The sequence below is a fragment of the Pseudomonas sp. FA117 genome, assembly GCF_057370475.1.
Window position 1 is genome coordinate 3,639,687 of the sequence record NZ_CM170675.1, and the last position, 14,582, is coordinate 3,654,268.

The window sequence follows — 14,582 nt, forward strand, 5'->3', positions numbered from 1 at the left end:
GCGGATATGGAGCACAATTTCGAACGACTGCAGGCACATATCCTTCCGCTTTCAATGGCCAAGACTTTCTCAGTGGCGCGGCACGAGTGGGCACTGGTCGGCATCGAGATCAGCGAAGAATTTGATAGCTGCCCCTGCGGGCAGGACATCAAGGAACACTGCTGGATTGAGAACAAGCTGACAGGCCACAAGACCTATGTAGGCAACGTGTGCATCAACCGCTTCCTCGGCATCGACACCGGATCACTGTTTGACGGGTTGAAGCGGATCGCCAAGAACAGCCAGGCCAATGCGAATCTCGACCTCATCATTCACGCCTACAAGCTTGGGTATATCTACGAAAGCGAATATTCATTTTTGATGAGCACTCGGCTCAAACGTAAGCTCAGTGCCAAGCAAATCGCATGGAAAGAAAAGATCAACAGGCGAATTACCAACAGCACCGTTGTACAACGCCGAACGAAGCCGTAAGGGGCTAGGACAGCATGAGGGAGCCCGTATTAACGGCCTCCGCTCCTCTCCCCCTTATTGCGTTACAAGCAAAATTCAAAGCAGCCTGATAGCCCGCCAGCTGTGAGCGAGCATCCAGGAATCAATCCCACAGTCGATTCGCATCAAATTGGAGCCCTGCCGCTTTCATTTCCCTGACCAGCTTCGTGTGCCATCCCTCTGCCGAATCCATCTCGGTGTAGATGACTCCGTAGAGATCCGACGGAATCTCAACACTGCCCTTGCGTAGCAGACACACCTTGCCTCTTCCCAGCTTTCCAGCAAAGTAGCCAAGCTCAAAGATGACGTTCTGGCGGGCGCGAGCATTAGGCTCTGCGGCACTGACCGCGCCACCTAGGTCATCAGGGGTTAAGAGAACGACTGCGAAGCCAACGCCATTCGCGCAAGCTTCGAATTTCTCAATGATCGTTCGCCCCTGATCCACCTGCTCCCTCAACACTATCGCTTCTAGGCCCAGTTTCTCCAAAAAGCGTGCAAGGCCTTGCAGAGCTGCCTCGTCGTGCCCGTGCACTACGAAGACTTCGTTAGAAGGCGCGATCGGAGCTTTAGTCTGTGGAGGCGTGCTGGCGATCAATTGTTGATGATCTACCAAGTCATCACCCAGGGCTTTTTTCGCTTGCTGAAGTAAAGCGATGGCATCACCGACATTGCGCGCTGTCGGAGTGCGATAGTCCACCTGCGATCTAGACGAGACCACCGATGGAGAATAGCGAAGCTTTCCAGCCCCCGAGTAACGCCGGAAAGCAGAAGTATTCTCACCAAAGCAGCGAATCAATGTTTCAGTGATCGCGGTTTCCAGCGCTGTTAATTCCGAGCTCCTGCCCTTGACCAATTTATCGACATCAAACGCCTCTAGATCCCCCAATCGCTCATCCAGCCGTTCAATCCCGAGCTTCATCTGAGCCGGACTGAGCTGAAGCTTAGGAGCATCTGTGTCGGCTGGCGGCGCGTTTCTACCTGCCATTGCAAGCAATCCTTTTTGTGAAAGATGCCACGCTATCACGGCATCTTGCCACCACGCGACCCTAGAGACGTTGATTTTGGGCGCTCAGGATGCCCTGACCGCGGCTGAGGGATGTCGCAGCTTTACCTCCTCTGCTACGCCCTACGCCCCATCAGGTACAGGACTTGAAGGCAAGGAGCGCACTTGCACTCAAAAATTGTGAGTTCAGCTGCGGCTCTTTTTCCGATTTCTGATCCCAGCCCACATCGCTCTACCCAGCGTTAAAGGCTATTTAGCTCCTCTGCCCTGGAGTCGCTGACGCGGCGTGGCTCGCGCGAGGCACAGGTATTGGCCACACGAACACCGCCTGATTAACCTGAGCGACTGCCCTCATCAGGTACACTACCCGCCTTCATTTTTCCCGCATCAATTGAGCAAAGGTAATGGTACAAGACGAGCGGAGCGAGCAGCTCAGCGCAGTGCTGCAAGACATGCAGATCATCGAAATCGCTTGTAGATCTCTGTCGCCGCAATCGCTAGCACAGAAGGCCAGCGAGTTCTTTTTCGACTTTATTGATGATCAGCCAAGCCAGGAGGTATTAGTCGACTTATCAGCTTTACCTCAGAGGCATGCCGCAGCACTCTTCGATGCATTCATGACGCTTTCGCAGGACAGCGGGATTAGGTTCGGGGTCGCGTCTATGGATCGGCTGTCGGACTACGAGGGAACGGGTATTCCAACAGACCTCCATCCATTCCGGCAATTTGCGCGGCACCTCCTGCTCGACATCGCTTTTGAGGATGTGCCCAAAGAGCTCCGCGACTTCAAATTCGGGGCGGATCTGGGTCTGTAGCGGGGCTGAAGGCGCAGCGACAATTTTCGCGGAGGTACCGCTTTAGCCGTTGGCACCACTCCGACTTTCAGTGGAGCGCGAAGTAGCCACCTAGGTCGCTTGGGCAGTCAGCAGCTCGCCGGGGTAGATATGGACTCTGCCCCGACGGACTGGGGAGAGTAGTGATCGGCACGCCCAAGTGCTCAGAAGACACTGCCGCGACTGATCAGCCTCCCGCAGATAACTCTGAGGCTCACGCCCTAGAGACCAGAGATTTCCGGACTTCCCCAAGTATGCAGTTGGAGCCAAGCCCCTTTTGTAGTGCGCAGCAGTTGGCAGTAGTACGCAACTGAGTAGTTGCGTGCTTTGGATTTTGGGCCTACCAGGGGCACTGAATGCCATAAGCAGCAAGGGAAAAACAGGCATGAAAAAAGGGCCAAGATCGCTCAAGGCCCTTATTTCATTGATGTGTCCCGTCCTAAATAAGGTTTACACCTCCCATCCCGAATTTCCGGAGAGTCAGATGGATCAAGGTGTAAAGCGCACACAGCGTGATTACTCGCTGTCCCCCGGTGTCAGGATAGTTGTCGCCTCGCCAGATTTACCTGAAACCAGACCCCGGGGGCTGAAAGAGAGCCGTTATGCCGTACTATTCCTCTGAGCGCAAAGCCGAACTGCTCAAGATGCTGGGTCCTCCACTCAACCTGACGATGGCCGAAGTCGCTAGGCGTGAGGGCGTTACTGAAATGTCGCTGTATACCTGGCGCAAACGAGCCAGTGCCGAAGGATGTGTGGTGGTGACCGATCCCAAACACCCGACCGAGAGCTGGTCGGCAGAAATGAGATTCGCAGCTGTGGCTGAATGTGCCAGCTTGTCCGAGATCGAGGTGGGTGAATACTGCCGTCGCAAAGGCTTGTATCCGGAGCAGATTGCTGCCTGGCGGCAAGCGTTCCTGAGTGGGATGGCCCCTCCAAAAGCGCAGCCCAAGGTTGATCGGGAGCAGGCCCGTCAGGATCAGAAACGTATTAAACAGCTCGAGCGCGAGCTGCGCCGCAAGGATAAGGCGCTGGCTGAAACAGCCGCGTTACTGGTGCTGCGAAAAAAGCTCAACGACTACTGGGGAGTAGACGACGAGGACAATTGACTGCTTTGCCGGAACGGCAACTGCTGGTGACTTGGTTGACTGAGGCGATTAATTCCGGAGCTCGGAAATTGACGGCATGTCAGGAAGTTGGCTTGACGCTCCGAACGTTGCAGCGCTGGACTCAAACGGAAGAAGTGGCGGCTGATGCACGCACAACTACAGTTCGCGCAACCCCACCAAACGCGCTGAGCGAGCACGAGCGACAAGCGATTCTCAACCTGTGCAACAGCGCTGAGTATGCTCACTTGCCACCTAGCCAGATCGTGCCGAGGCTGGCCGACAAGCAGCTCTACATAGGCTCGGAGTCGACCTTCTACCGGGTGCTTCGGGCTGCTGGACAGCGAGAACGCCGAGGGCGCGCTCAGCGCCCTGGGCGTCATGCCGAGCCGACAACGCATGCTGCCCGCGCACCTAACCGGGTGTGGTCGTGGGACATCACATACTTGCCATCTTCGGTGCGTGGAAAGTATTACTACCTGTACCTGATCGAAGACATCTACAGCCGCAAGACTGTGGGCTGGGAGGTACACGAGAACGAAGACGGCGCCAAAGCTGCAGTGTTGCTGCAGAGAAGTGTAATCAGCGAACAGTGCTTGAGAGAGCCGTTGGTGTTGCACTCGGACAACGGCACGCCGATGAAATCGGCCACTTTGCTGAGCAAGATGTACGAGCTGGGCATAACACCGTCCCGCGGCAGGCCGCGTGTCAGTAATGACAATCCATACTCGGAGGCACTTTTCAGAACACTGAAGTACTGCCCGCAATGGCCGACCAAGGGCTTCGAGACCTTGGATGCTGCACGATGCTGGGTGCGTGATTTTATCCGTTGGTACAACCACGAACACCGACACAGCCGAATCCGCTTCGTCACGCCAGCAGAGCGTCATCGAGGCCAGGACAGGCAAATCCTTGCCCTGCGCCACGAACTCTATGAGCGCGCTCGAAATAGGAATCCGGAGCGATGGTCAGGACGCACTCGCAACTGGGAGCCAATTGGTACCGTGCTTCTGAACCCTGATCGGGAACAACAGCACGTGAAGCAAGCCGCATAGTTGGATGGTTGACGCGACAACTACCTTGAAAAACGCCGCTGTCTTTTAAATTGGCAGTGGTCGATCAGGTCGAAAAAGGCGAGCTGACCTGCACCCAGGCCCGGGAGCGGTACGGCATCCAAGGAAAATCTACGGTTCTGGTATGGTTGCGTAAGCACGGTCGGCAGGATTGGAGCCAGGGGGCCTCGATCCGCGACGAGAGGAGCTACGCGATGTCTGACCCCAAAACGCTCACTCCAGAGCAGCGAATCAAAGAGCTTGAGCAGCAGCTTGAGCTGATGAGTCAGAAGGCTCAGTTCTTTGAGACGGTCGTTGATGTTCTGAAAAATGACTACGGTGTATCGGTCGTAAAAAAGCGATCCGGCAAGTCCTCACGCAAGGTCAAGTCGCAGGACTGAGCATTGCCAGGGCTTGTCAGTTTCTAGGCATCAGTCGACAGGCATACTACAAGCGCAACCAAGCCGCTGATGACAAAGAGCGCCAGACGGATCGAGTGGTTGAGTTCGTACAGCAAATCCGGATGCGTCAGCCTCGTCTGGGTACACGCAAGCTGCACTATCTGCTGCATTGCCAACCTGACAGACGAGTCCAGGTCGGCCGAGACAGGCTTTTCCAGGTCTTGGGTGAGCGCCGCTTGCTAGTGCTCCCTAAGCGGGCGTATCACAAGACAACGCAGAGCTTTCATCGCTTCTATCGTCACCCCAACTTACTCAAGCCCGGGCCAAGCCAGATTGTTCCGACAAGGCCGGAACACGTCTGGGTTGCCGACATTACTTATCTGCCCGCCCGTAACGGCCCGCTGTATCTGAGCCTGGTAACGGATGCGTACTCCAGGAAAATTGTTGGCCACCACGTCCATGAAAGCCTGCATGCCGAGTCAGTGGCGCAAGCCTTCAAGCAGGCCTTACGAAAGCGACGTCGTCGCCAGCCATTGGTCCACCATTCGGATCGAGGCATCCAATACTGCTCGACGCTGTACCAGTCACTGCACCAGCGGCACGACGTTCAGTGCTCCATGACTGATGGGTATGACTGCTATCAGAACGCGCTGGCGGAGCGCATCAACGGAATCCTCAAGACGGAGCTGCTGTTGAGGAGCCCTGAAGATCTTGAGCAGGCGAGGAAGATGGTTGATGAGGCAGTGCAGATCTACAACACAGAACGGCCCCATATGGCCCTAAAAAACAAAACGCCCGATGCGGTGCATCGGGCGTTTTGAGGCCTGTCGGCCTACCTGAACAGGTGTAAACCTATTTCAGGACTAGACAATGTTGGCGGGAAACCAGGGATTCGAACCCTGGGAACGCTCTCACGTTCGCCGGTTTTCAAGACCGGTGCATTCAACCACTCTGCCAATTTCCCGATGCAGATACAGCTGGGGAACGTCTAGTGTGCATCTGGGAACCGCCTAAGATAAGAACTCTAGGATAGTTGCCCATCGACGGTTTTCAAGACCGTTGCCTTAAACCACTCGGCCACGCTTCCAGCAGGTTTTGCGGCGGCAATCATACCGTAATGAAACACGCTGTCAAACTCTCTATGTCGCTGATTGCAGAGGCTCTGTTATGATCCTTGCATCCGAACGTTTCAAACCCACAGGAGTGTCGCCATGCGCGAACAGGATTACGCCGTACAACACGGCCAGCAGGTCGAACAGCAGGAGGTCAGCAAGGTCCTGCGCAACACGTACAGCCTGCTGGCGCTCACGCTGGCGTTCAGCGGCGTGATGGCTTTCGTCGCCCAGCAGATGCGTGTCGGCTACCCGAACGTCTTCGTGGTGCTGATCGGCTTCTACGGGCTGTTCTTCCTCACCGCCAAGCTGCGTGACTCGGTCTGGGGCCTGGTCTCCACCTTCGCCCTCACCGGCTTCATGGGCTTCATCCTCGGCCCGATCCTCAACCGCTACCTCGGCATGGCCGGTGGCGCCGAAGTGGTCAGCTCGGCCTTCGCCATGACCGCGCTGGTATTCGGTGGTCTTTCGGCCTACGTGCTGATCACCCGCCGCGACATGAGCTTCCTCAGCGGCTTCATCACCGCAGGCTTCTTCGTGCTGCTGGGCGCCGTGGTGGCGAGCTTCTTCTTCCAGATCAGCGGCCTGCAACTGGCGATCAGCGCCGGCTTCGTGCTGTTCTCGTCGGTGTGCATCCTGTTCCAGACCAGCGCCATCATCCATGGCGGCGAGCGTAACTACATCATGGCGACCATCAGCCTGTATGTATCGATCTACAACCTGTTCGTCAGCCTGCTGCAGCTGTTTGGCATCATGGGTCGCGACGACTGACAGCCCCCGGTTGGATGATTCAGAAAAGCCCGCTTCGGCGGGCTTTTTCGTGGGCGGGTGTCACCGGAGCCGAGGTCGATCCCTCTGTGGCAAATAAAGCTGTGCGACCCGACCTGGGCTTGCCTCTACCCCTTCGCCGCCGCGCCCCGTAGAATGCGCTCCTTTTTTGCTTCGGGGGCGGTTTCCCATGAGTTCACTCGAACACGAGCCAGGCGCCTCAGCGCCTGCCAATGAGCTGGTGCTTGGCCTCGAGGACAAGCCGCGGCCGCTGATCGGCCTGCTGGCGGCGTTGCAGCACCTGCTGGCGATCATCGTGCCGATTGTCACCCCCGGCCTGTTGATCTGCCAGGCACTGGGCGTGTCGCCGCGCGACACCAACCTGATCGTGTCGATGTCGCTGGTGATCTCCGGCATCGCCACCTTTGTTCAGTGCAAGCGCTTCGGGCCGTTCGGTGCCGGGCTGCTGATCGTCCAGGGCACCAGCTTCAACTTCGTCGGGCCGCTGATCGCCGGGGGCGCGTTGATGGTCAAGCAGGGCACGCCCGTAGAAGGCGTGATGGCAGCGATCTTTGGCGTGGTGATTGCCGGCTCCTTCGTGGAAATGGGCGTGTCGCGCATCCTGCCGTTCATCAAGCGCCTGATTACCCCTCTGGTTACCGGCATCGTGGTGCTGATGATCGGCCTGACCCTGATCAAGGTCGGCCTGATCAGCATGGGTGGCGGCTTTGCAGCCATGGGCAACGGTACCTTCGCCAATGGCGAGAACCTGCTGCTGTCGGGTGTGGTGCTGGCGATCATCGTGGTGCTCAACCGTATTGCAGTGGTGTGGATGCGCAGTTGCGCCATCGTCATCGCGCTGGCGGTAGGCTACGCGCTGGCAGGCTACCTGGGCCGCCTCGACTTCACCGGCATGCACGAGGCGGCGCTGTTCCAGGTGCCGGTGCCCCTGCACTTCGGCCTGGGCTTCTCCTGGGCGCTGTTCATTCCGATGCTGGTGATCTACCTGGTGACCTCGCTGGAAGCCATCGGTGACGTGACGGCCACCAGCAAGGTGTCGCGCCAGCCGGTCGAAGGGCCGATATGGATGCAACGGATCAAGGGCGGGGTGCTGGTCAACGGCGCCAATTCGTTGCTGGCCGGGCTGTTCAACACCTTCCCCAGCTCGATCTTTGCCCAGAACAACGGGGTGATCCAGCTGACGGGCATTGCCAGCCGTCATATCGGTGTCTGGATCGCACTGATGCTGGTGCTGCTGGGGCTGTTCCCGAGCGTGGCCGGGGTGATCCAGGCGGTGCCGGAGCCGGTGCTGGGCGGTGCGGCGATGGTGATGTTCGGCGCGGTGGCGGCCTCGGGGATCAATATCCTCGCCAGCACCCGCCTGGACCGCCGGGCGCTGCTGATCATCGCCGTGTCGCTGGCCCTCGGACTGGGCGTGGCGCAGGTGCCGGAGTTCCTCGCGCACATGCCGGCAGCGCTGCGCAATGTGCTGGAATCGGGCGTGGCCACCGGCGGTATCTGTGCGCTGGTGCTGAACTGGTTCCTGCCTGAGGCCAAGGAGCGCAGCTGAGCCTGCCTGCGGCAGACAAAAGCCCGCGCCTACAGGTGCGGGCTTTTTGCTTTATCATGGCGGCATTTCTTTGCACGAGCTTTCCATGAAATTCGCCATCGCGGTGTTTTCTCCGGCCCATGCGCCCTCCTCGCGCCGCGCGCTGCGCTTTGCCGAGGCGGTGCTGGCCGGCGGGCACGAAATTGCCCGGTTGTTCTTCTATCAGGATGGGGTGCACAGCGCCTCGGCCAACGTCGTCGCCCCTCAAGATGAGCTGGATGTGGCCGCACAATGGCGCAGCTTCGTCAGCCAGCATCGGCTCGATGCGGTGGTCTGTATCGCTGCGGCATTGCGCCGGGGCGTGCTGGACGATGCCGAAGCCAACCGCTACCAGCGCCCTGCCGTGAACCTCCCTGCACCTTGGGAACTGTCCGGTCTCGGGCAATTGCACGAGACGGCGCAGCTTGCGGACCGCCTGGTCTGCTTTGGAGGCGACTGAGATGGCCAAGTCCATGTTGATCATCAGCCGTCAGGCACCGTGGAACGGGCCATCAGCCCGTGAAGCACTGGATATTGCCCTGGCCGGGGGCGCCTTCGACCTGCCGCTGGGCATGCTGTTTCTCGACGACGGCGTGTTCCAGCTTGCGAGCGGCCAGCAACCGACGCAGCTGGAGCAGAAGAACCTCGCGGCCAACCTGCAGGCGCTGCCGATGTTTGGTGTGGAGGAACTGTTCGCCTGCGCGCACAGCCTCAAGGCACGCGGGCTGGACAGCCACGCGCTGGAGTTGCCGGTGCAGGTACTCGATGACGCAGCCCTGGCTGCACTGATCACCCGTTTCGACCAGGTGGTAACGCTCTGATGACGACCCTGCATGTAATCAGCCACTCCCCCTTCGGCGACGACCGCCTGGCCAGCTGCCTGCGCCTGATGAGCGAGCAGGACGCACTGCTGCTGTGTGGCGATGCCACCTACGCACTCAAGCCAGGCAGCGAGCCCAGCCGCCTGCTGCAGGCTGCAGGGCTGGCGCAGCGCCTGTTCGCCCTCGAAGAAGACCTGCAGGCCAGGGCGATCACCGGCGAGACGGCAAACGCCGTGGACTACCCCGCCTTCGTCGCACTCACCCTGCACTACGACAAGGTCAACACCTGGTTATGAGCACGCTCACTGTCGGCGATCGCCAGATCGCCCTGGACAAGGACGGCTTTCTCGCCGACCTGCAGGACTGGTCCCACGAAGTGGCCGAAGCATTGGCTGCCCGCGAGTCCATCGACCTGACCCCGGAGCACTGGGAAGTGCTGCAGGTGCTGCGCCAGTTCTACGACGAGTACCAGCTGTCGCCGGCAACCCGGCCGCTGATCAAGTACACCGCGCTGAAGCTGGGTGCCGACAAGGGCAACAGCCCGCACCTGAACCGCCTGTTCAACGGCACCCCTGCCAAACTGGCCGCCAAGCTGGCGGGCCTGCCCAAGCCGACCAACTGCATATGACCGAGCCCATGACCGACAGCCCACGCCCCCTGACCCTGGAAACCCCGGCCGAGCACCCTTTCGCCGAGTTCGTGCGCATTCTCGGCAAGGGCAAGCGTGGCGCCCGCGGCCTGTCTCGCGAGGAGGCACGAGCGGCGATGACCCTGCTGCTCGAAGGCAAGGTCGAGGACACGCAGCTGGGCGCTTTCCTGATGCTGTTGCGGCACAAGGAGGAAAGCGCCGAGGAACTGGCCGGTTTCACCGAAGCCTTGCGCGCCCACCTGCAGGCTCCGCAGATCGCGGTAGACCTCGACTGGCCCAGTTATGCGGGCAAGAAACGCCACCTGCCATGGTACCTGCTGGCCGCCCGATGCCTGGCGGATAACGGCGTGCGCATCCTCATGCACGGCGGTGGCGCGCACACTGCCGGGCGCCTGTATACCGAGCAGTTGCTCGGTTTGCTGAACATTCCCCTGTGCCGTGACTGGCAGTCGGTCGCCAGCAGCCTGGACCAGCAGGGCCTGGCGTTCTTCCCGCTGCAGGACTGGGCACCGCAGCTGCAGCGAATGATCGACCTGCGCAACACCCTGGGCCTGCGCTCGCCGATCCACTCACTGGCCCGCGTGCTCAATCCGCTCGGCGCCCGCTGCGGCCTGCAGAGCATCTTCCACCCCGGCTACCAGGCCGTGCACCGCGAAGCCAGCCGCCTGCTGGGCGATCATGCACTGGTGATCAAGGGGGACGGCGGCGAAATCGAAGTCAACCCGGATGTCATCAGCCACCTGTACGGCACCCAGGACGGCCAGGCCTGGGATGAGCAATGGCCGGCCCTGAGTGCCCAGCGCCACGTCAAGCCAGCAACCCTGGAGCCCACGCACTTGCTGGCGGTATGGCGCGGCGAAGCGCAGGACAGCTATGGCGAACTGGCGGTGGTGGCAACCATTGCCCTGGCCTTGCGTGGCCTGGGCCAGGATCGCGAACACGCCTTCGACTTGGCGCGCGGTTATTGGGCGAACCGGAAAACATCCATTTAATCGATAGATTCCGGGCGATCTTTGCGCTAGTTATTCGAACGATATTCCCTAGACTGGGCTCCAACGACAGACAACTGTGTTATTGGAGCTTCACATGGGCCTTTTGATCGATGGCCGCTGGCATGACCAGTGGTACCAGAACAGCCAGGACGGTGCCTTCCGCCGCGAGAACGCCCAGCGCCGCAATGCGCTGCCTGCACCCGAAGCAGGCCGCTATCACCTGTATGTCTCGCTGGCCTGCCCATGGGCGCACCGCACCCTGATCCTGCGCGCGCTCAAGGGCCTGGAGCCCCTGATCGATGTGTCGGTGGTGAGCTGGCTGATGGGTGAGCATGGCTGGACCTTCGATACCGCACAGGGCTCGACCGGCGATCACCTCGATGCCCTCGCGTATCTGCACCAGCGCTATACCCTCGACGACCCGCACTACACCGGCCGCGTGACGGTTCCGGTGCTGTGGGACAGGCAGGAGAAGCGCATCGTCAACAACGAGTCGGCCGAGATCATCCGCATCTTCAACAGTGCCTTCGACGAGCTGACCGGCAACCGCCTGGACCTCTACCCCGAACCGCTGCGCGCGACCATCGACGCGCTCAACACACGCATCTACCCGGCAGTGAACAATGGCGTGTACCGCGCAGGCTTCGCCACTACGCAAGAAGCTTACGAGACGGCGTTCGACGAGGTATTCAACGAGCTGGATCAGCTCGAGCAGTTGCTCGACACCCAGCGCTACCTGGCCGGAGAGTTCCTGACCGAGGCCGATGTACGGCTGTTCACCACACTGGTGCGCTTCGATGCGGTGTACCACGGGCACTTCAAGTGCAATCTGCGCCGCCTGGCAGACTACCCGAACCTGTCGAACTGGTTGCGTGAGCTGTATCAGTGGCCGGGGGTTGCGGCGACGGTGGATATGGAGCACATCCAGAAACACTATTACCTGAGCCACAAGACCATCAACCCAAATGGCATCGTGCCCAAGGGGCCGTTGCAGGACTTCACCTTGCCCCATGATCGCGAGCGTCTGGCGGGCAAAGGAATATGGCAAGGTTGAAATGAAAGGGGCCGCAAAGCGGCCCCTGTGATTTCAGCTGTTCTGGGCCCCTTCGAACCAGGCCAGCTTGTCCCGTAGTTGCACCACTTCGCCGACAATCACCAGGGTTGGCGCATGCACTTCGTGGCGAGCCACCAGCTCCGGCAGGTCGGCCAGGGTTCCGGTAAACACCCGCTGGTTGCGCGTGGTGCCCTGCTGGACCAGCGCAGCCGGGGTGCTCGCCGCGCGGCCATGGCGAATCAGCTCGGCGCAGATGGTCGGCAACCCCACCAGCCCCATGTAGAACACCAGGGTCTGGGCCGGAGCCACCAGGTCATTCCACGGCAGGTTGCTGGTGCCATCCTTGAGGTGACCGGTGACGAAACGCACCGACTGGGCATAGTCGCGGTGAGTCAGCGGGATGCCGCCGTAGGCTGAACAGCCGCTGGCTGCCGTGATGCCCGGCACCACCTGGAAGGGAATCCCCTCCTCGGCCAGCTCCTCGATCTCCTCGCCACCACGCCCGAAGATGAACGGATCGCCGCCTTTGAGACGCAGCACGCGCTTGCCCTGCCGGGCCAGATCCACCAGCAGACGGTTGATCTGCTCCTGGGGCACGGCATGGTCGGCGCGACGCTTGCCGACGTAGATGCGTTCGGCGTCGCGCCGACACATCTCGATGATGGCCGGGGCCACCAGGCGATCGTAAAGCACCACATCGGCCTGCTGCATCAAGCGCAAGGCGCGGAAGGTCAGCAGGTCGGGATCACCAGGACCGGCGCCGACCAGATACACCTCACCGCCCTGCTGCACCGGCGCGCCGTCGACCATGGCCTGCAGCAAACGCTCGGCTTCGCCACCCTGCCCGGCCAGTTGACGCTCGGCGATCGGCCCCTGGAACACGTTTTCCCAGAAACCGCGGCGCTGGTTGACGTCCGGGTACAGCGTCTTGACCTTGTCGCGAAAACGCGCGGCCAGCCCGGCCAGCTCGCCATAGGTCGAGGGAATCCAGGCTTCGAGCTTGGCCCGAATGAGACGTGCCAGCACCGGCGCATCGCCGCCACTGGACACGGCCACCACCAAAGGCGAGCGGTCGACGATGGCCGGGAAGATCACCGTGCACAGCGCCGGCGCATCCACCACATTGACCGGCAGGTTGCGGGCCTGCGCCTCGGCCGACACCTGGGCGTTGAGCGCCGGATCGTCGGTGGCCGCGATCACCAGCCGGCAACCGTCCAGGTCATCCTGCTGGTACCCGCGCACCCGTACCTCTCCGCTACCTTCCCTGGCCAGCGCGGCCAGCTGCCCGTCGACTTCCGGTGCGACCACCCGCAGCACGCCGCCGGCATCGGCCAGCAGACGCGCCTTGCGCAAGGCAATCTCACCGCCGCCGACGACCAGCACACGGCCACCCTGCAGCTTGTGGAACAGCGGCAGGTACTTCATTTAGCGGATGACCTCGACGCCGCCCATGTAAGGCTTGAGCACCTCAGGGACACGGATCGAACCGTCGGCCTGCTGGTAGTTTTCCAGCACCGCCACCAGCGTACGACCTACCGCCAGGCCGGAGCCGTTGAGGGTGTGCACCAGCTCGGGCTTGCCGGTTTCCGGGTTGCGCCAGCGCGCCTGCATTCGGCGCGCCTGGAAGTCGCCGCAGTTGGAGCAGGAGCTGATTTCACGGTACTTGTCCTGGCTGGGGACCCAGACTTCCAGGTCGTAGGTCTTGACTGCACCAAAGCCCATGTCGCCGGTGCACAGGGCCAGGACGCGATACGGCAGTTCCAGCAACTGCAACACACGCTCGGCGTTGGCGGTCAGGCCTTCCAGGGCTTCCATCGACTTGCCCGGCTCCACCACCTGGACCATCTCGACCTTGTCGAACTGGTGCTGGCGGATCATGCCGCGGGTGTCGCGGCCGGACGCACCGGCTTCACTGCGGAAGCACGGGGTGTGGGCCACCAGTTTCAGCGGCAGTTGCCGGGCATCGAGGATCTGCTCGGCCACCAGGTTGGTCAACGACACTTCGGCCGTCGGGATCAGGTAGAAGTCAGCCTCGCCTTCGCGGGTGATCTTGAACAGGTCTTCCTCGAACTTCGGCAGCTGGCCGGTACCCTGCAGGGCCGGCGCCTGCACCAGGTACGGGGTGTAGTGCTCCTCGTAGCCGTGCTCGCCGGTGTGCAGGTTGATCATGAACTGCGCAAGTGCGCGGTGCAGGCGGGCGATCGGCCCGCGCAGCACGGCGAAGCGGGCGCCGGACAGCCTGGCTGCGGCTTCGAAATCCAGGCCACCGCTGGCTTCGCCGAGGGCGACGTGGTCCTTGATGTCGAAGTCGAAGGCCTTCGGCGTGCCCCAGCGACGCACCTCGACGTTGTCGTCTTCGCTGGCACCGACCGGGACGCTGGCATCCGGCAGGTTGGGGATGGTCAGCAGGATGCCGTCGAGCTCGGCCTGAATGGCGTCCAGCTCGGTCTTGCCGGCCGCCAGCTCGTTGGCCATGCGCTCGACGTCGGCCATCAGCGGGGCGATGTCCTCGCCCTTGGCCTTGGCCTGGCCGATGGACTTGGAACGGGCGTTACGCTCGGCCTGCAGCTGCTCGGTGCGGGTCTGCACCGACTTGCGGCGCTCTTCCAGTGATTCGATGCGCGCGACATCCAGGCTGAAGCCACGGGAGGCCAGGCGATCCGCCACTTCCTGAAGTTGGCCGCGTAACAGTTTGGAATCGAGCATATCGTTCTCTC

15 protein-coding genes and 2 tRNA genes are annotated in these 14,582 nt (G+C 61.0%); 12 read left to right on the forward strand and 5 right to left on the reverse strand.

The features are described 5' to 3' along the window. The first annotated feature begins 6 nt into the window (after positions 1-6). Complete coding sequence (locus AC1TXO_RS16850; protein WP_125923919.1) at positions 7-471, forward strand: hypothetical protein; 465 nt, start codon at positions 7-9, stop codon at positions 469-471. Between the two features lie 121 nt (positions 472-592). On the opposite strand, the gene AC1TXO_RS16855 is transcribed toward AC1TXO_RS16850, so the two are convergent. Then, positions 593-1,474 (reverse strand): TIR domain-containing protein, encoded by an 882-nt coding sequence (locus AC1TXO_RS16855; protein WP_125923918.1) that lies wholly within the window; start codon positions 1,472-1,474, stop codon positions 593-595. A gap of 422 nt (positions 1,475-1,896) precedes the next feature. On the opposite strand from AC1TXO_RS16855, the gene AC1TXO_RS16860 reads away from it, so the two are divergent. From AC1TXO_RS16860 to AC1TXO_RS16870, 3 genes are all read left to right on the forward strand, one after another. Further along, on the forward strand, positions 1,897-2,307 hold the full coding sequence (locus AC1TXO_RS16860; RefSeq protein WP_125923917.1) for a hypothetical protein: 411 nt from the start codon (positions 1,897-1,899) through the stop codon (positions 2,305-2,307). Between the two features lie 620 nt (positions 2,308-2,927). After that, positions 2,928-4,483, forward strand: a protein-coding gene (locus tag AC1TXO_RS16865; RefSeq protein WP_486402409.1) for an IS3 family transposase whose coding sequence is annotated in 2 segments (ribosomal slippage) — positions 2,928-3,393 and positions 3,393-4,483 — 1,557 coding nt in all. Because the reading frame shifts where the segments join, the coding sequence is not laid out codon by codon here. Between the two features lie 38 nt (positions 4,484-4,521). Beyond that, positions 4,522-5,702, forward strand: a protein-coding gene (locus AC1TXO_RS16870; protein ID WP_486406854.1) for an IS3 family transposase whose coding sequence is annotated in 2 segments (ribosomal slippage) — positions 4,522-4,831 and positions 4,831-5,702 — 1,182 coding nt in all. Because the reading frame shifts where the segments join, the coding sequence is not laid out codon by codon here. Positions 5,703-5,755: 53 nt separating this feature from the next. Here the strand turns inward: AC1TXO_RS16870 and AC1TXO_RS16875 are convergent. Together AC1TXO_RS16875 and AC1TXO_RS16880 are read right to left on the reverse strand one after the other, a co-directional pair. Beyond that, positions 5,756-5,845 (reverse strand) — tRNA-Ser (locus AC1TXO_RS16875). A 37-nt stretch (positions 5,846-5,882) separates the two neighbouring features. Beyond that, a tRNA-Ser gene (locus AC1TXO_RS16880) sits at positions 5,883-5,968 on the reverse strand. A 124-nt stretch (positions 5,969-6,092) separates the two neighbouring features. Between AC1TXO_RS16880 and AC1TXO_RS16885 the strand changes: the two genes are divergently transcribed. The 8 genes from AC1TXO_RS16885 to AC1TXO_RS16920 all read left to right on the forward strand — a co-directional run bounded on the left by AC1TXO_RS16885 (position 6,093) and on the right by AC1TXO_RS16920 (position 11,865). Continuing rightward, entirely contained in the window at positions 6,093-6,764 is a 672-nt protein-coding gene (locus AC1TXO_RS16885; protein ID WP_486402799.1) for a Bax inhibitor-1/YccA family protein, read from the forward strand. A gap of 187 nt (positions 6,765-6,951) precedes the next feature. Beyond that, positions 6,952-8,331, forward strand: coding sequence for a nucleobase:cation symporter-2 family protein (locus tag AC1TXO_RS16890; RefSeq protein ID WP_486402800.1), 1,380 nt, complete (start codon positions 6,952-6,954; stop codon positions 8,329-8,331). An 85-nt stretch (positions 8,332-8,416) separates the two neighbouring features. Then, the gene (tusD, locus tag AC1TXO_RS16895) at positions 8,417-8,809 is read left to right on the forward strand and encodes a sulfurtransferase complex subunit TusD (protein WP_486402801.1); all 393 of its coding nucleotides are present in this window, start codon (positions 8,417-8,419) and stop codon (positions 8,807-8,809) included. A 1-nt stretch (position 8,810) separates the two neighbouring features. Then, positions 8,811-9,170, forward strand: a complete 360-nt coding sequence (gene tusC / locus AC1TXO_RS16900) for a sulfurtransferase complex subunit TusC (protein ID WP_486402802.1) — start codon at positions 8,811-8,813, stop codon at positions 9,168-9,170. Continuing rightward, a complete protein-coding gene (gene tusB, locus AC1TXO_RS16905; RefSeq protein ID WP_486402803.1) occupies positions 9,170-9,466 on the forward strand; it encodes a sulfurtransferase complex subunit TusB in 297 nt (98 codons plus the stop codon). Before tusC ends, tusB begins: the two co-directional genes overlap by 1 nt. Then, complete coding sequence (locus tag AC1TXO_RS16910; protein WP_486402804.1) at positions 9,463-9,798, forward strand: TusE/DsrC/DsvC family sulfur relay protein; 336 nt, start codon at positions 9,463-9,465, stop codon at positions 9,796-9,798. The genes tusB and AC1TXO_RS16910 overlap by 4 nt, the downstream gene beginning before the upstream one ends. An 8-nt stretch (positions 9,799-9,806) precedes the next feature. Beyond that, positions 9,807-10,811 carry a glycosyl transferase family protein gene (locus AC1TXO_RS16915; protein WP_486402805.1) on the forward strand — a complete coding sequence of 335 codons (1,005 nt, stop codon included), beginning with the start codon at positions 9,807-9,809 and terminating at the stop codon, positions 10,809-10,811. Positions 10,812-10,905: 94 nt separating this feature from the next. Next, positions 10,906-11,865, forward strand: coding sequence for a glutathione S-transferase family protein (locus AC1TXO_RS16920; RefSeq protein ID WP_486402806.1), 960 nt, complete (start codon positions 10,906-10,908; stop codon positions 11,863-11,865). A gap of 33 nt (positions 11,866-11,898) precedes the next feature. Here AC1TXO_RS16920 and cysG read toward each other — a convergent pair whose 3' ends face one another. Together cysG and serS are read right to left on the reverse strand one after the other, a co-directional pair. After that, positions 11,899-13,290, reverse strand: a complete 1,392-nt coding sequence (gene cysG / locus AC1TXO_RS16925) for a siroheme synthase CysG (protein WP_486402807.1) — start codon at positions 13,288-13,290, stop codon at positions 11,899-11,901. After that, entirely contained in the window at positions 13,291-14,571 is a 1,281-nt protein-coding gene (gene serS, locus AC1TXO_RS16930) for a serine--tRNA ligase (RefSeq protein WP_486402808.1), read from the reverse strand. Positions 14,572-14,582: the final 11 nt, after the last annotated feature.